Annotated in this window: 16 protein-coding genes and 1 pseudogene; 15 read left to right on the top strand and 2 right to left on the bottom strand. The window is 52.8% G+C overall.

Going from position 1 to position 16,900, the window contains the following annotated elements:
- Positions 1–445 precede the first annotated feature (445 nt).
- The 8 genes and pseudogenes from AC3IX4_RS29005 (at position 446) to AC3IX4_RS29040 (ending at position 6,792) form a co-directional block, all read left to right on the top strand.
- Positions 446–811 carry a DUF1294 domain-containing protein gene (locus AC3IX4_RS29005; RefSeq protein WP_411961250.1) on the top strand — a complete coding sequence of 122 codons (366 nt, stop codon included), beginning with the start codon at positions 446–448 and terminating at the stop codon, positions 809–811.
- 17 nt (positions 812–828) lie between these two features.
- Positions 829–1,764, top strand: a complete 936-nt coding sequence (gene sppA / locus AC3IX4_RS29010) for a signal peptide peptidase SppA (RefSeq protein ID WP_489261555.1) — start codon at positions 829–831, stop codon at positions 1,762–1,764.
- 259 nt (positions 1,765–2,023) lie between these two features.
- Positions 2,024–3,355, top strand: a complete 1,332-nt coding sequence (locus AC3IX4_RS29015) for an S-type pyocin domain-containing protein (protein ID WP_489261556.1) — start codon at positions 2,024–2,026, stop codon at positions 3,353–3,355.
- A gap of 7 nt (positions 3,356–3,362) precedes the next feature.
- Positions 3,363–3,638 carry a bacteriocin immunity protein gene (locus tag AC3IX4_RS29020; protein ID WP_411961253.1) on the top strand — a complete coding sequence of 92 codons (276 nt, stop codon included), beginning with the start codon at positions 3,363–3,365 and terminating at the stop codon, positions 3,636–3,638.
- A 63-nt stretch (positions 3,639–3,701) separates the two neighbouring features.
- A pseudogene (locus AC3IX4_RS29025) lies at positions 3,702–4,339 on the top strand (SOS response-associated peptidase).
- 466 nt (positions 4,340–4,805) lie between these two features.
- Positions 4,806–5,135 carry a nucleotidyltransferase family protein gene (locus tag AC3IX4_RS29030; protein WP_489261652.1) on the top strand — a complete coding sequence of 110 codons (330 nt, stop codon included), beginning with the start codon at positions 4,806–4,808 and terminating at the stop codon, positions 5,133–5,135.
- A gap of 413 nt (positions 5,136–5,548) precedes the next feature.
- Positions 5,549–5,875: a DUF6388 family protein gene (locus AC3IX4_RS29035; RefSeq protein ID WP_489261557.1), complete on the top strand. Its 327-nt coding sequence runs from the start codon at positions 5,549–5,551 to the stop codon at positions 5,873–5,875.
- Positions 5,876–6,537: 662 nt separating this feature from the next.
- Complete coding sequence (locus AC3IX4_RS29040) at positions 6,538–6,792, top strand: hypothetical protein (RefSeq protein ID WP_489261558.1); 255 nt, start codon at positions 6,538–6,540, stop codon at positions 6,790–6,792.
- Positions 6,793–6,974: 182 nt separating this feature from the next.
- Here AC3IX4_RS29040 and AC3IX4_RS29045 read toward each other — a convergent pair whose 3' ends face one another.
- Entirely contained in the window at positions 6,975–7,394 is a 420-nt protein-coding gene (locus tag AC3IX4_RS29045; RefSeq protein ID WP_489261559.1) for a hypothetical protein, read from the bottom strand.
- 916 nt (positions 7,395–8,310) lie between these two features.
- On the opposite strand from AC3IX4_RS29045, the gene AC3IX4_RS29050 reads away from it, so the two are divergent.
- The 5 genes from AC3IX4_RS29050 (at position 8,311) to AC3IX4_RS29070 (ending at position 14,439) form a co-directional block, all read left to right on the top strand.
- Positions 8,311–8,595: a hypothetical protein gene (locus tag AC3IX4_RS29050; protein ID WP_489261560.1), complete on the top strand. Its 285-nt coding sequence runs from the start codon at positions 8,311–8,313 to the stop codon at positions 8,593–8,595.
- 143 nt (positions 8,596–8,738) lie between these two features.
- Positions 8,739–10,877: an ATP-dependent nuclease gene (locus AC3IX4_RS29055; protein ID WP_489261561.1), complete on the top strand. Its 2,139-nt coding sequence runs from the start codon at positions 8,739–8,741 to the stop codon at positions 10,875–10,877.
- Positions 10,877–12,661, top strand: coding sequence for a UvrD-helicase domain-containing protein (locus AC3IX4_RS29060; protein ID WP_489261562.1), 1,785 nt, complete (start codon positions 10,877–10,879; stop codon positions 12,659–12,661). Before AC3IX4_RS29055 ends, AC3IX4_RS29060 begins: the two co-directional genes overlap by 1 nt.
- 318 nt (positions 12,662–12,979) lie before the next feature.
- Complete coding sequence (locus AC3IX4_RS29065; protein ID WP_460163331.1) at positions 12,980–13,330, top strand: ArsR/SmtB family transcription factor; 351 nt, start codon at positions 12,980–12,982, stop codon at positions 13,328–13,330.
- 38 nt (positions 13,331–13,368) lie between these two features.
- Positions 13,369–14,439 carry a flavin-containing monooxygenase gene (locus tag AC3IX4_RS29070; RefSeq protein ID WP_489261563.1) on the top strand — a complete coding sequence of 357 codons (1,071 nt, stop codon included), beginning with the start codon at positions 13,369–13,371 and terminating at the stop codon, positions 14,437–14,439.
- A gap of 53 nt (positions 14,440–14,492) precedes the next feature.
- On the opposite strand, the gene AC3IX4_RS29075 is transcribed toward AC3IX4_RS29070, so the two are convergent.
- Positions 14,493–15,710, bottom strand: coding sequence for an MFS transporter (locus tag AC3IX4_RS29075; RefSeq protein ID WP_489261564.1), 1,218 nt, complete (start codon positions 15,708–15,710; stop codon positions 14,493–14,495).
- Between the two features lie 123 nt (positions 15,711–15,833).
- Here AC3IX4_RS29075 and AC3IX4_RS29080 point away from each other — a divergent pair, with 123 nt between their 5' ends.
- The gene (locus AC3IX4_RS29080; protein WP_489261565.1) at positions 15,834–16,331 is read left to right on the top strand and encodes a MarR family winged helix-turn-helix transcriptional regulator; all 498 of its coding nucleotides are present in this window, start codon (positions 15,834–15,836) and stop codon (positions 16,329–16,331) included.
- A gap of 64 nt (positions 16,332–16,395) precedes the next feature.
- Positions 16,396–16,899: an arsinothricin resistance N-acetyltransferase ArsN1 family A gene (locus tag AC3IX4_RS29085; protein ID WP_489261566.1), complete on the top strand. Its 504-nt coding sequence runs from the start codon at positions 16,396–16,398 to the stop codon at positions 16,897–16,899.
- Position 16,900: the final 1 nt, after the last annotated feature.

Here is a 16,900-nt window from a genome sequence, read left to right on the forward strand (position 1 = left end):
GTAGGTGCTCGCCGTGGATCAAGCGAGGGGTTCGATTTGACTAAGCGAATTGATTTTTCCCTGCTCAGAAAAAATGCAAGTACTCAGGGGAGGTGCCGAATAGGTGAAGTGCTGAAAGGCAGCTGGCGCGTGATGCGCTGCGACTCGAGTTTCATAAAGTTGTCTTCCGTGCCATCTGAGTGATGGTGGAATGTTTGCACCTAGAGGCCGCGCAACTGCATCCAGTTCACCCCCTCATAGGGGGCAATTGCATGCGGTGAAATGGCATCGTTTTCCTACGCGGGGAGTAGCGGGAGGTTTTGTGTGAAGGGATATCCCCCTTTGGTGGGGGCAGATACGAGAGGGTTCAGCTGCTGGTGTCGTTTACGCTGAGATGGATCTTTATGGCTGTTCTGAACGGACGGCAGAAGAATCTTCCGGAAATAGAGACTATTGGAGCCTCTGCATGAAACGCCTTTATCGACTGTTACTGATGCTCATTGCGCTTGCGGGGGCGTTCTTCATCAACTGGATAATCGTGAAGGCCGAACATGGTTTGCTGCTGTACCTGGTGCTGGTCAGCTCGGCGTCGTTTGGCGTGCATGTCTTGGATAAACGCAAGGCTATCGCAGGGAAGATGCGATTGGCTGAGTGGCAATTACTTATTTTCGACATTCTTGGTGGATGGGTAGGTGGGTTGGTCGCAAGAGGGTTAGTCGGCTATAGCTCACTCAAAAATGGATTTCGCGGCAGATTTGCCATCGTTGTCGTCCTCAACATTACGTGTGTTTTGAGTGCCGCCTGGATAAATCCCGATTTGGTTTTGGCTTGATGATCTAAGAGGCAACGATGGATAAGAGCATGGAAGTCCTGGAGCGAACGCTTCAGGCGAATATCACCGAGCAGCGCCGAGCAAGACGCTGGAGGATTGCTTTTCGGTTGGTGACGCTTGCGGTGGTCGTCGTGGTGTTACAACAGAAAAATCTTCTAACACTGGCGGGGGATGAGGGTGGCGGTGCTCAAACGGCAAAGATCGAAGTAAATGGTCCGATCGAAGAAGGAGCCTCCGCGAGTTCTGAGAATGTGAAGCGGAGCTTGGTGGCCGCATTCAGGGACAGCAAAACACGCGGGGTAATTCTTGAAATAAACAGTCCCGGTGGGAGTCCAGTACACAGCGGGCAAATCTATGATGAAATTCGGCGTCAGCGAGCACTCCATCCTGATGTCAAAGTCTACGCTGTGGTCAGTGATTTAGCGGCATCTGGGGCCTACTACATTGCCAGTGCGGCGGACGCAATTTATGCCGACAAAGCCAGCCTCGTTGGCTCCATTGGCGTCACTGCGGCGACCTTTGGATTCGTCGATCTGATGACGAAACTCGGGGTTGAGCGTCGCGCCTACACATCCGGCCAACACAAGGCTTTTCTCGATCAGTTCCAGCCTCGTAACGAAGAAGAAACCCGGTTTTGGCAAAGCGTACTCAGTAACACCCACCAGCAATTTATTGCTGCAGTTAAGGACGGGCGTGGCGACCGGCTTAAGGCTGCTGATCACCCGGAGCTTTTCTCTGGTCTGATATGGACTGGTGAGCAGGCACTGCAATTGGGGTTGGTCGATAAGCTAGGTGACACTGACTTTGTTGCCAGGGAGGTGATCCAGCAAGATCGAGTGGTCGATTTTACTCGTAAGGAAAATCCGTTTGACCGTTTCGCTACTAAGCTCGGAGCATCAATCGCGAGCGAGGTATCTCAAATGGTTGGGTTCTCGGGGCCTCGATTACAATAAATGATCAACATGAATTCGGGAAATCAAGGATCAGACGTCCAGTAACTGTGGTCAGATCTAACCGCTTTGGTCAGGGCTAATCGCCACCATTCAACACCTTGCACCAGACCGGTTATCCTTCCTTGCAAGTAATGACATGGAAAAGGATTGTGGAGCGGGACATTTAGGATTTGTCCTACAGCCTGCTCTAGCGTTTCCGGGTAACGTCATTCTGCCCCAGCTACAAGCTGGTTTCCCCAAGGATGAAAAGGAAGCTCACGTGAGCGGATACGTACCCAACCCGCCGAAGGGCTACCGCAATAGCGGCGTTGAACCTGTTGATACCCATGCCCAGCGTTGGGCGGAATACAAAGACCTCCCGCCGAAGAAAGACACCAAGCCCAACACCGTGGGCTGCGTGTTCGCTAAGAGCTGCGATCTTCCTGATGGCGTTATCGATTACAAGAAACCTGCCGGGTTTATTCCTGTCGAAAAGGTGGCGAGCTACGGCGAGTTCGCCATTCTTGGTGGTCGTGAAACAGACGCAGACGGGTATATTCCCCTCAAAAAGATCGGTGGTAGCGTCTTACCAACTGCACTGGGAACACTCCTACTAGGCGGGGCGGCCACTGCTGCAAGCGCGTCCTGTGGTGGGCTCTGCACTGCTGGAGCTGCTGTTGCCACCGGAACTGCTGCAACGGGTGCGGGTGCTGCTGGCGGTGCCGGGGTAGGAACTGCTGGTGTTGTTGCTGCTGGAACCCTAGGCGGATTGGCTGTGTTGCTGTGGTCTTCGAGCTTGGGTGACAGCTCCTTGTATACAGAGGAACAGCTCCAGGCACTCAAGCAAGCCCGAACACGTGTCCGACTGCACATTGAGCAGCAAGCTAATGGCACCTTGAAGGGATACGGGTACAACACTCAGAAACACGGCGAATGGGAAATGATTCCTGTCGTGGCGTTTGTTGTTCAAGACGCCAAGCAAGTGGCTGATTTTGGAGATGGCATAACACTGATATGGACTCCTGCCGTTGATCCATCCAGCACCTCAGGAATCCCGCCGTTAGAGGGGGCACCCCAAGCCCCCCAGATTTGGATTTATCCGCCTACCGAACAGGCTGATAACATCATCGTCAACCCGATCTATCCGCCTGAGTACAAGGATTTCATCCTTGTGTTCCCGGCTGGCTCTGGTGTGCAGCCGCTGTATATCGTGATGAATGTTCGCAAGACCCCCGGCACTGTTACAGGCCAGGGCGAGGACATTACGGGTATCTGGCTTATCGGGGCGAGTTCGGGAGTAGGTGTTCCAATTCCAAAGGAAGTGGCGGATACGTTGAGAGGGCGTGATTTCAAAAGCTTCGATAAATTCAGATCCGCACTTTGGGAAGCGGTTTCAGAATCGGCAGCGGCGGATCACTTCATCAAGCAGAACGTCAGTCGTATGCGTACAGGCAGAGCCCCAAGGGTAAGAGACGCCGACAGCGTAGGAGGCAGGTTGTCCTATGAGCTACACCATCTCGAAAAAGTATCAGAGGGTGGTGGCGTCTACGACGTTGATAACCTGCGGGTAAACACGCCAAGAAACCACATTGATCTTCACCGGAACGAATAGGCCAGACATGACAGACACACTGCTGAAAAACAGCTTCTCTGAGTACACCGAAGCGGAGTTCATCGGGCTGCTAGAAGAACTCGCCAAGGAAGACGAAGAAGCCGAGAACGATGATCGTGCAGACCTACTTCTTCTGCATTTCAAGAAGATTAGCCAGCATCCAGCGGGGTCAGACTTGATTTACTACCCGGAGCCCGGAGCAGATAACTCCCCCGAAGGCGTGACGCAGATTGTGAAGGAGTGGCGTGCTGCTCAGGGCTTGCCGGGGTTCAAAGACGAGTAATGCAGGTAATTAATACCATAGGGTGTGGTCTACGCTTAATGTCCCCATTTTTCTGAGGTCCTTATGTGCTCCCATTACGAGGCCCCATCCCGTGAACGTCTGATGGCAGGATTCGGCGTCGGTCCAGCTACGCCATTTACTGAAGACCTGTGGCCGACTTACTTAGGTCCCTTCATCAGATTGAGAGACGAAGAATTTAGAGACGACGATCAGCCGGAGCTGGAAGCACTTTCAGGCCAGTTTGGCTTGCTCCCTTTCTGGGCGAAAGATCGTAAATTAGGCCGTCAAACATACAACGCGCGGTCGGAGACAGTAGACAGCAAGCCGTCTTACCGTTCGGCATGGAAAAAGGCACAGCATTGCATTATTCCAGCTGCAGCTATCTACGAACCAGATTGGCGTTCAGGTAAAGCCGTTCCTACTAGGATCACGCGAACGGACGGTGGGGTCATGTCTATTGCTGGATTATGGGAGGTATGGACGAGCCCAGAAGGCGATAAAATCCACTCGTTTTCGATGCTGACCGTGAACGCTGACGAACTTTAATGAAAAAATTTCATAAACCTGATGACGAAAAACGGATGGTGGTTATATTGCCAAACGGCGCAATTAACGACTGGCTCCGGTCACCGACGGACCTCAGCCGAAGTTTCATGCAGCAATATCCAGCTGACAAGCTAGTGGCCAACAGTAGCTTCTAACGGCACTATTGCTTGGACTCTGACACGACTGCCCACCCTTATATTGTTTGTAGGGAAACTGCATGCCACTTCATACACCCCCCGGTTACGGATTATCGTTTTGGATTGTGTTGATTCTATTGTGCGTGGGTACCTTCGCGGCTTGTCGTTCTGGCCTCGCGACCATCAAATACGTAAGTTCAAAGCATGATGCTGAACAGGCAGAGCGATGGCAGAGCATCGCAGCACACGCCCAACGCGACGGATCTCTCAATGAACGTGAAACCAGAACAATTGCTGAGTCTTTCTATACTTGCCATCGGAAAGCTGCAGTCAAATGGCTGGTAACGACCGTGGTTAGTTTCTCTCTCGCGATGGTCCTCGCCATTGCCTGAATGCTGGAAGCAATCACTGGGCGGGCAACGTCCTATGGCGCATATTTCCTTGGATACCAGCGGGCATGGCAGAGACTCTCAGTATCAAAGCAATGTCCATTGCTGTGGCGAAGTGGGCCAGGGCTGAGCCACTCGTGGGCAAGGCATATGTCTTTGGCAGCCGAGTAAAAGGCAACAGTCGAACAGACAGCGATCTGGACGTTGCTGTCGAGCTTCTGGAAGAACCAGGAGAGGATGATCCTGGTTGCACATGGCAACGGAACGGGCAGCGATTAAAAGCCTCCATCGTGGGGATTGTATCCGTCCCCGTGGACCTTGATTGGTATGGCGGACCAGATCAAACGCCCTGCGTGCATGCAGGCATCCAAGCTGGCAGACTCTTAGTATACGAGGCTGGTTGCATCGCCCTCTCAAGCAAATAGCGCCAGTAACGCTTAGCGTGGCGCTAGGCTAAAGCCTTCCTTTTGATTTTTCCTTTCTGACTGCCCCCCGCCCAGGCGTAGTCTTCAACCTTTCGTGTCCACTCGGCATGGGATGATCACTTCGTATCATGTGAAGGGCTTCACATGAGCGTTTTGACTAACAAAGGGGAGTATCGAGATGGGCGCAACGTTATCGGGATCGTGGATCCTAATCCTCACACTTACCTCCATTGGATCGGTGCCACAAGGAGTGGCGGTGGACCACATTCCTGGCTTCAACAACAAAGCGGATTGCTTGTCGGCGGGGGAGCAGTAGACGAAGGATCTTCCAAGCGGCGCAGTTGGAACTCCTGTCTGTGTCGCGCAACCGGTAAAGTAGGTTCTTTAAATCTGCTCTGAAGGGAAGGAACATCGTGGACACAGCCCAGCGATACAAACTAGCGCAAGAAAAGTTTTTCTCTCATAACCCTCATATCGTTTTGGAGCTTGACTCTTTAAACGCCGCCGAGGCTGATGCAATTGGCGTGGGCATAGAGGAGTTTAAAAATCAACGGCGTGACGAGCTGTTCGCTCGGGCAGCAGGCGATCGTGGCCTCGATGTAAGTGAGTTTGTGATTCAGATTGTCGCGGAGTCACCAGAGCAAGCGAACGCGTGGCGACTGGAAGGGCATCGACGTCAGGCAGATATCCTTGGCATTGACTGGAGTGAGTGCAAAACACTCAACCGAATAGCCGAGTGACAGCCACTGTCATCGCCTTCGGCGCCGGAGATCGAAGAAATGAAAAGGCCCAGCAATGTCTGGGCCTTTGAATTAATGCCCCTTATCGCGGGGCTACGGTTGTGCCTGGTCTTCCCGGGTGTGGGCCATTGCTACAAGTAGCATTGGGACGGGTCGATCGGGGTAAGCCGAAAAACCCGCTGGAGGTGACTTGCTCGTTCCGGAAAAGGAATGCTCCCAATCTCAGTGACACAGAGTCGGCGGACCATCACTAACTGCAGTTGTTTTGCCGGTGTACAGCGCCGAGAGCACCTTCTGCAGGCTCTATCCCACTTATGGCAGGGACCGCCTTCTGGACGTCTGGATTGGTTGGAGGATTCGAACGTAAAGTTCGTCCTGTTTGTTGAAACCAATGATGCCGTGGTGCCAAAAAACGCAACCCCCAGAACAGGGGTCTGTTCCGCTGCGATAGAGGCGACGTTTATTTTTTTTGGTACTCTTAGGTCTGAGTCTTCTTCCGCGGCGCGGACGCCGACGAAAGCAGATTCTTGCGTTCAGTCTTGAGACTGATCGTTTGATAGTGACTGGTGACCACTCAAAACAAACACCCACCAATCCTTACCCATACGGGGCGCAATTGCCCCGTCGGGGTAGTCGTGCCTCCTTTGCTTGGAGACACAAACATGAACTTTGCAATCAGCGCACGTGACATCGGCCTCTATCTGGTTTCTGTAGTTCTGTTGGGTTGCTCAGGGCATCCCGACCGTTCCACGAGTCCCGATCAGGCTTATGTGCAGCTTCCGTTGCCTCGAATTGCACCGAACTGCCAAATGATTGGCGAGAATTCGGTCTGTAACTGGATAGCGCCACTCGAAGAAAAACGCGTTTCCCAACCCGTCGGTAAGATGGTTCAGCGGGTACCAGGGATCATGCTGTGAAGAACGAATAGGGGCCGTTTTTACACGGCCCCTATTTTTTTTGCGTTCGTTTTTCGTACCGATAATTTTGCTGACGTTCACCGAAGAATTCAGTCATTACCGGTATACCAGTCATATCTGGACGGTAATTGTAGGGTGCGGCCTCGGTAGCAGCAGTACAGATCAGACCATGAAGGTCGTTATCACAGCTTTTTGAGCACAGTGCCGTTGCTGATCGCTTGGCCTAAGGTACATCCCGGATCGGTGGCGCTCATTTCAAAAACGAGAACTTCATTAGAGGATTGCTGCAGCAAAACCGTCGTGCCAAAGCACGATTTGTCCGAAGGTGTGAAGGTGATCAACCGTTGGTTCAACACGGGGCTGTTAATGTCGCCTTTTGCCACGCCAGAAATGACGGCTTGTTTCCCTTCCGCTTCCTTCAAAACGATTGCTGAGTCGTGTTGACCTGGGCCGGTTTCCTTCAGCAACAGAAAGTATTTTCCGCTCGGTTGCGCATCCACAACGGCCAGATCACTCACCTTATGGTGGAACGAGTTCCAGAGGATGACGACACCGATAACTCCTGCAGCGATTGGAAAGGCAACAAGGGGGTTGAGCTTCATTACATTGGTCTCTAGTAAGAGGAGAGGGGGGTTAAACAGGAACGTACAGACAAGCTATTAGGTTGACTGGTCGAAACGGTTGCGGGAGCTGATCCGGCGCTTCGTCCATTGGTATCGCGTGTTGATGCAAATTCTTAAGCGCGGCGTCGAATTCTTCCTGATAGTTAAAGGATTCGTAGCCGGTCGAGGCGCTGTTCCAGCCTTTGAAATCGTGCAGGGGCTGTAGGGTCGAGTCGTATGGGCCATAAGTTCTGGAGCCTTGCTAACAGTTACATGTGTTTTATCTTCCATAAGTCAGTCACTTACCTAATCTAACTATTTTTCACGTATTTTTTACGCGTGGAACGATTGAGTGACTGCCAATCTGCATCATTGCAATCTCATGGCAACCCCTCATTTGAGCGTTCGTCAGAGGTGGAGGTTAGTCTATGACGGTCAACTGAGGCCCTATGTACCCGCTACTACCCTAGCCATATACACAAAGCCCCCATTCTATAAGGTCTAGAATGGGTCTTCAGGTATGTGGGATGCCTAGGCCATTGGAGACCAACGTGTCAGAAACCTCTCTCACCTTCAAATGCCTAGGCCACACCACGCGAGAGGACGGCTTGATTGGGTGCTACCACCTGAAGGTGACCGATACCCGGAGTGGCAGTACCGCGACAATCTCTGTAGAGCCCAGGCAACTTGCCTCCGCCCGAAGCATGAAAAGGATCCTTCTAGATCGGTGCATGTTCTACACGGCAACACGCGCATCGCACGACAAGATGCTACTCGACATTCTTGATCCGCAGTCTGGAGGAACTCAAGATTAGCCTGGCCTTCCGGGCTTTTTCGAGCATCATCAGTTTTCTTTTCGCAAGTCCCATCACCGAATCAAAGGACCTATATGGTGCCTAGCCAGAATGACCTGACCATGGAACTGAACAGAGCGTTGGAGTGTTCAGCAGATGACATCAGTGCGTATATAAATGTGCGAGTTGCAGTAGTCAGCGTTCTGGCTTTATGGCCGCCCAATGTTATCCATGAGGCCCTGATTAAGCTTCTCCCGTGGGGCGAGGAAATTTCTTCAGAAAATAGAAAAACACTCGCAGGGCTAGGCGAGTCGGTGGAAATCTTCATGTCCGTCAGCCCTGACGAATACGATGACGTCACGCTGGAGCACGTTTTGGTCTGCGCCCCAATGCTTGCGATCATGTGATAAAGCTATTGCGGAGCAGCGCAATCGCCGCGCCTACTGCTGGGCGCCTGCAAGCGGCTTCTGTGGGAATATCATGCACCCTCACGCTACCATCGCTCACAAACGGACAAGGCTGTTCATGAGCGTTGGCGCTCTGGAGAATTATGCACATTTCCAAAATGACTTTGGTCAACTACCGAAACTTCAGCAATACAACGCTGAAGTTTCAGCGGGGCGTCAACACCATCATCGGCGAGAATGGCTCAGGTAAGTCCAATATCCTACGCGCAATCCGTCTACTACTGGATGACACCATGGTGCGTGCCGCCTATCGACTGGAGGAATCGGACTTCTGCCGATCGCTCGGCGAATGGCGAGGCCACTGGATCATCATCAGTGTTGAGTTCGAAGATATCAGCGCCGACGAAGCCGTGCAGGCGCTATTCCTTCATGGCACGGCTGCGCTCGAAGGCGGACCGCTGGCGAAGGCCACCTATAACCTCATCTTCCGTCCGAAAAAGGAGATTCGGCTCAAGCTGGCTGCTCTCGACGTTTTTGATGATGAGGAGCTTAAGAAAATACGCAATACCATCACGATTGACGACTACGAAACTGTGTTCACAGGAAGAAGCAGCGCCGATTTCAGCGACCCTTCCGTCTACCAATCGATCGTGGGCGATTTCGATACGTGTATTTTCAGTGCCGAGACTGAATTTCCTGAGATCGGGGCTAAAGTCCCCGGATTTCTCTCGGTTACGAAAGAAGTGTCACTGACCTTCATCCAGGCCCTCCGGGATGTCGTGGCCGAGTTTCACAACAACCGAACGAACCCGTTGTTTGCGCTTCTCAAGAGCAAGAGTGGCGAGATCGATCCAGTGTCGATGCTCCCCATAACCGAGATGGTCAGGGACCTGAATGCCTCTATTGAAGGCCTCGAAGACGTGCAGTCGGTTCGTAACCACATTCGGGAAACGATCAAGGATGCGGCGGGAGAAACCTACTCGCCTGCTTCGCTTTCGATTAAATCTGACCTACCAGACGAAGCGGAAAAATTATTTCAGTCGCTGCGCCTCTTTGTAGGCGAGGCCGATGACGGGTATGAGGGGGGGATCCATGAGCTGAGCTTGGGCGGAGCAAACCTCATTTATCTGACTCTGAAGCTTCTAGAGTTCAAGTATCAGCGCGAGAAGCTTGCCATTGCCAATTTTCTGCTGATCGAGGAGCCCGAAGCGCACATCCACACCCATATCCAGAAGACCTTGTTCGAACGTATTTCCTACAGTGACGCCCAGGTCATCTACACGACACATTCGACCCACATCTCTGAAGTGAGCAATGTGAGCAACGTCAACATTATTGGAAGGCAAGGCCCATATTGCGAGGCCTATCAGCCCGCGACGGGGCTTGAGCCATCCGAGGTGAGAAGTATCCAGCGATACCTGGACGCTGTGCGTAGCAATTTGCTCTTTGCTAAAAGTGTGGTGCTCGTTGAAGGCGATGCAGAGGAGATACTGATCCCCATCTTGGTAAAGAAGGCGCTAGGGCTGAGCGTTGATGAGCTGGGTATTAGCGTCATTAACATACGCAGCACGGGATTCAAAAACGTTGCCGTCCTTTTTAACGACCTCCGAATCCGCAAGCGCTGCGCGATAGTCACTGACCTTGACACTACCTTCTTCGATGTAGCGCCGCAGCCCACGGACTCTGAAGCTCTTGCCAATAGGAAGCGCAAGGCAATAGGTTCGCAAAAGGCTGGCGGCGAACGTAAGGTCGATCTCGACGCCTTTATTGCCGGAAATCCTTGGCTCTCCGTCTTCTATGCACCACGCACTTTTGAAGTTGAACTCGTGTTAGCGGGCAACCGGGAGGCGTTTGTCCAAACTGTGAGCAGTGTCTATAAAGCGCCGCAGACTATCACCGAAGCAGTGAACGACCTACGATCAGTCCAACCCCATCTCGTAAGCTTTCGGGCGTTACTAATGGCTGAGTATGCGGGGAAAGGCTGGTTTGCGATCATGCTCGCCGAAGAACTGGATCATCAGGTAGCGGTCCCTCCCTACATCCTGCAGGCCATCCACTTTGCGCATGGGCACATATCGCCCCCGCTGCTCGCCAGGATTCTACAGTATCGCGTTGCCCGCCAAATCGAAGTCGATCCTTCAACTCAGCCACGACTAGCGCTGTTTGGGGTTGAGCTTGACCGCTATCAACGAGGGGATATCGATCTGGTGGGACTCAAAGCTGCGGTAGCCCTGGCGTTGCCGAACGACGCCATTGGCTCGTTCATGGCGGGCATTGCCTGATGTTCGCTTGGGATCCCCGTGAGTTGAACGCCGAGCAGTCAGCCGCAGTGGAGGAACCTTCGAGCGTATTCCTCATCGCATGCCCCGGTAGCGGAAAGACACGGACGTTGACCTATAAGATTGCTTATGAGCTTTCGCGGGGCATGGACAAGCGGATTGTCGTGGCGATTACTTATACGCACCGCGCAGCAGATGAAATCCAGGAACGCATAGAAGATCTCGGTGTTGATACGTCAAAGCTGTGGATCGGGACCATCCACTCATTTTGCCTCGAGTGGATTATTAAGCCATATGGCATCTACCTTCCAGAGCTTTCCCGCGGTTATCGAGTCCTAGACAAGCACGACCGCGAACTCATGCTCGATCGGCTATGCGCGCCCTACGCAAAGATCACTCACTGGGATTGCGATTACTACTTCAGCGAAACGGGCTATCACCTAGGCTGCAAAGATGTTTGGAAGCATGAGACGCTCCATAAAATTCTTGGAGAGTATTTTCGCGAACTCGCAGAAGCGCGTCAGATCGATTTCGAGCTGATCCTTTGGTATGCGCAGATACTAATGCGTGATCAAAAGCATATTGCATCGATTCTCGCTTCGGTCTTCTCATATGTCCTGGTAGACGAGTATCAGGATACGAAGCAAATTCAGTATGGCCTTCTTACCGCTATTTTGCGTGCCGGAGCAGGGCGAACGAAGACCTTCATCGTCGGCGATCCGAACCAAGCTATCTACGGCTCGCTCGGTGGCTACGCAATTCCGGTGGCTGATTTTCGTGCCCAAGCTGGCATCCCGATAAGAGAAATGGCACTTACCCGAAATTACCGTTCGAGCAAGAGGATCATTTCCCAATTCTCGAATTTCAACGTTTATCCGACATCAATCGAGAGCGCAGGATCGAATGCGTCGTTTCCGAGCAAAGTTTCGTACAACCAGCACGTAACACTCACCAATTTGCATGACGAGCTAGTACGACTGATCCAGGCAAGCCTTGCTGCAGGGCATCCTCCTGAGGAGATCTGCGTGCTCGCCCCATGGTGGATTTTATTGGCATCGACGACGCGTCAATTAGTAAGGATGCTTCCGGATCAACAATTTGACGGCCCGGGTCTAGTCCCCTTTAGCAACGATATAGACAATTTCTGGTTCAAAGTTTCGAAAATAATCCTGACTGAGTCATCGCCGAAGATGCTTGTTCGTCGCATGCGATGGGCAAGGGATGTGATCAGCGACCTGGGTGATCTTGGCGTTGATACATCGCGTCTGACGCAGCGGCTCCTATTGAGAGAATGCAACTCAATTTCAATCTCCGAGACGGATGGGATTGCCTACCTTGACCAAGCCTTCACCGTGCTGCTTGAACGACTCGGTGTAGCCCTGAATAGTTTCCCCGCATTGGTGGAGCATCGCGATGCGTTCTTTCGCAGCTCACAATCTCGGATCGACAGGCTCCAAAAGGACGGAGCCCCGTACATCAACGACATCTCTTTCTTCAGGAAGGTATTTCGCGAGCGGACTGGTATCACCGTTTCGACGATCCACGGTGTAAAAGGTGCCGAGTACGATGTGGTCATCGCGTTCGGCCTTCTTCAGGGGATGGTGCCTCATTTCACTGAGGCCGAAAGCTTGGATGCCGCGAACAAGCTCCTCTATGTCGTAGGTTCCCGTGCCCGCAAGAATCTACATCTGATTTCTGAGAGCGGGCGCCCACAAGGCCGCTATGGGCACTATGCGGCTACAGAGGTACTGTTCTCATGTGCCTTTGACTACGACGCAGCCGAGTAGCATCCCGCCTGAGTTTCGCCATCGGAAGTACGCCTCGTCCGGGCACATTGCTGTAAGCGAACGGCAAACACGCCTACCGAACTCCCAAATTAAGGGCGATGGTGTCCGCCTATTTTTGATTGGCCCAATTTTGTGGACGCTGACTGACTGCTTCTGGCCGTTTACTGCCTGTCGTGGAAGGCAGAAATCGACCCCAAACTGATTGTAGAATTCATCATTCTGGAGCTTGCAGGCATTGATCAGGCGCTATTGATATCTGTTGTTGACGTTCATTCGGACAATTGACGTGTGCATGGAAATGCACATATAGTCATCCGCATGACAAACCGAACCTCTACACGTTCCCGTGCAATTGATGCTGCCATCGACTCTCTCGATGGAGCCTTCTTTAAAGCTCTGTGCGAGCCGTCGCGGGTAGCTGTGCTCAAGCGAGTCATGCAACTGGGGCGAGCAGATATCGGTGAGATTGCCGAAGGGCTACCTCAAGAGCGTTCAGTGGTGTCCCGTCATCTGCAAGTGCTATTAGAGGCGGGCATCGTCCGCGCTACCAAGGTCAGCAGGCAGATGTTCTACGAGGTGGATGGGCCGGCAGTAGTGACACGGCTCGAAGCCATGCTTCAGCACATGAAGAGTCTGGCTCCGTTTTGCTGCCCTGGTGTATCTGAGTAGTTTTTTTATCATTTCAATATATGCATGAGTGCGCATAAATGAACATAATTAATGGGCCCACGGATGTCATCGTTATTGGTGCAGGCCAAGCTGGGCTCGCGTGCGGTTGGCATCTGCGGCAGCAGAATCTCAGTTTTCTCATACTCGATGCCGAGAGCAAGCCAGGTGGGAACTGGCGCAATTACTACGACAGTCTGAGATTATTTTCTCCTGCTGCTTACTCGTCTTTGCCTGGGATGCCCTTCCCAGTTGAAGCTAAGCACTATCCGCTACGCGATGAAGTCGTACGTTATTTGGAGCAGTACGCGGACGCTTTCCAGCTACCCATTCGGCAGAACATACGAGTCCAGAGAGTGAGTAGGGAGGATGGACTCTTTTTGCTTCAGGCATCTGATGGTCAGCGTTTCTGCTCAAAAGCATTGATCGTTTGCACTGGCGGATTCAATCAGCCGTTCATCCCTGACATTCAGGGGCTGGGGAGTTTTCGCGGGCAACGTTTACACAGTGCTGATTACCGAAATGTCGACGGCTTCAGTGATCAACGAGTAGTGGTCATAGGTGCTGCCAACTCAGCTGTACAAATTGCCCATGAGTTGGCTCAAGTCAGCAGCGTCGTATTGGCGACAAGGGAATCGATTCGGTTTTTTCCGCAAAAGATCCTCGGTGTGGATTTTCATGCTTGGCTCAAGTGGACAGGGATGGAGAAGACTCGTTGGCTGAATGATCAAAGTACTCCTGTACTGGATGATGGCACCTATCGTCGAGCCATGAAGCAGGGACTTTTTGAGCGCAAGCCGATGTTCACGGAGGTAACGTCAACGGGCGTGATCTGGGCTGATGGGCAGCACACTGACGTGGACAGTTTGGTTTTCGCGACCGGGTTTCGTCCGAACCTTGGTTTTTTGGCAGGTCTGCACGTGGCGGGCAATGAAAGCCTGACCCAACGCAACGGGAAGGCGGAGCACGTGCAGGGTTTGTATTTTGTGGGATTACCGAAGCAGCGCAACTTTGCTTCGGCAACCCTTAGAGGCGTTGGACCAGATGCTTCTCACATCATCCCTAGCTTGATGCGCTTCATTCACAATGCATCGTATCCAGTGTTCGCTTGATGCTGGGTATCGACTTTTTTCTGCTCAACACTGCGTCTACCGGAACATCATAATTACCTACCTTTTTGCGTAATTGGCAGACGCCAAGTGGCGATGAAGCACAGCAACAGAAACCCGCACATCACGCTAAGCAGTACCGATGCTCCGAAGCTGTCCAGAACGTAAGCGGCGGCGATAGGGCCACAGGCTTGGGCGACAAGGACGGGCCTTGCGAGCAGTCCCATTCGTGCGCCATACCCTTGAGGCCCGAACAGCGCCAATGGAAGAGTACCGCGAGCGATGGTGAGGATGCCGTTACCGGCTCCGTAAAGTGCTATCGCCACGAAGGCCAGCCAAGGCAGGCCTGAGATCAGCAGTCCAAGCCCGATCAAACAAAGCAACACACCGGCTCGTGCGGACCAGGTTGGATGGAGGTTCCTACCTATGGAAAACTCCGCCACCCGTGCCAGGACTTGCGAAGGACCAATCACCATGCCGATGGCCAAGGCAACGGCAGTCGCGATTCCCAATTGCTTGAGGACGTTGAGCAGGTGTACTGAGATACCTGATACGACCAACGCCAGAACCGTCAGCATGGCGGCAATCAACAAGAACAGCTGGTTGGTAGCCATAGGGCGAAGCTCGGATGCATTGGGTGATTCTACTGTTACGGGATGGGGCGGTTGCTTTGTGCTTCCAGGAATCAACAGCGCATGAATGGGCAATCCGATTAGCAGATGAGCTGCGGCGATGGTAAAGCAGGCGTTTCTCCAGCCGATCCAACTCTCCAGTCCCGCTATCACCGGCCAACCTATGGTGCTGGCGAAGCCACCCAACAAGGTCAGCCCGGTGATTGACGTTCGAGCCTCCTCCCCGAAAAGTCGTCCCAGGGTTGAGAAGGCTGCGTCGTACAAGCCTGCCGCCATGGCAACGCCGATCAGGGTCCAGGCGACAAAGTAGGTGGCAATGTTGCTCGCGAGTCCCATCAGTAGCATGCCGAGAGCCAGCAGCAGTGAACTGGCGGCTAGGACAGAACGTCCACCACGGCGATCAATCTGACGACCAACTGCCGGCGAGGACGCTCCCGCTACCAGCAGCCCCCAGGACAGGCCGCCCACCACACTGGTGATGGACCACCCCGTCTCTTTGGCTATCGGAGACGCAAGTACTGCGGGCAAGTAATAGGTCGAACCCCAGGCAAGAATCTGGGTGAAACCCATGGCCCATACGAGCTTGGAGCGATTGATCGGAGGATGAATCTGCTCTGGAAGTGTCACAACCGGTTCGTCCATTTTTTGTTGTCAGTGACAACAAGCTAGCGCCTTCCTTTGGCTATCGTCAACCGAGACGATCGGTGTTGACGATTTCGTGATCTCAGGAATACAGTTGCAACTAACAACTAATTTGTGACGATTATGACGAAGCGAAAAAACGATCAGCTCACTCAGGATTCCGAGGACTTGTATGAAGCGTTGAACCAGCTCGTTCGCGTCCATCAGTTCCGTGATCGTGATCGGATTTGCTGTTACGACGTATCTGTAACCCAATGCTATGCCGTCGAGACGTTGGTCAAAAGGGGCGCACTGCGTCTTCAGGTTTTGGCAGAAGAAATGTTCTTGGACAAAAGCACGGCGAGTCGAGTGATCGATACCCTGGAACGTAAAGGGTATGTGTCCCGCGTTGAGGATGATGAAGATCGGCGTGCAGTGCGAATCCAGGCAACGGAAGCTGGGCGTGAGCTATACGAAAAAATCAGGGCCGACTTGATTGCCGAAGAGCGAGCGATGATCGAAAACCTCTCGGCTGAAGCCAGGCAGGGAGCGCTCAGTTTGCTCAGACAGATTACGCGGGCCACGGAGATTCGCTGCGGGCTCCTGAGTGAGTGCTGCCCAGCCGTGAAGAGCAGGGATTGAAAGGAATTAACTTCCCTTTTTTTGCCGGTAATGTTGTTACTACCAACGTAATGGGGCTCCAACAATGCGAGTTCGTTTAGCTGAACCCAAAGACACTGTTTCAATAGCGGCCATCTACAACCAGGGGATCGAGGAACGTAGCTCTACGTTTGAAACGACTCCTCGAAGCTCGGCAGACATGCTTGATCGCATCAACTCAATGGAACGTTATCCAGTGTTGGTCATGGTCGATGAGGCCGATCAGGTTGTTGGATGGGCTGGACTCAGTCGTTATCGTGCCCGTGCCTGTTACGACGGTATTGCGGATTTTTCCATTTACCTGGACCGCAGCGTTCGCGGTCAGGGACTCGGCAAACAGTTACTTCAGTCACTGCTGAAAGAAGCCGAAGTTCGGGGATTCTGGAAAGTCCTTTCACGCATTTTTACCTTCAATCACGCCAGCCTCGCATTGTGCGAAGCCTGCGGTTTCCGCCAAGTGGGGGTGTATGAAAAACACGCCTGCCTAGAAGGACGCTGGCTCGACTGCGCGATTGTCGAGCGTCTGTTCCCGAACAATCAGCCAACCTGAA

The sequence above is a fragment of the Pseudomonas sp. KH_021 genome, assembly GCF_057838865.1.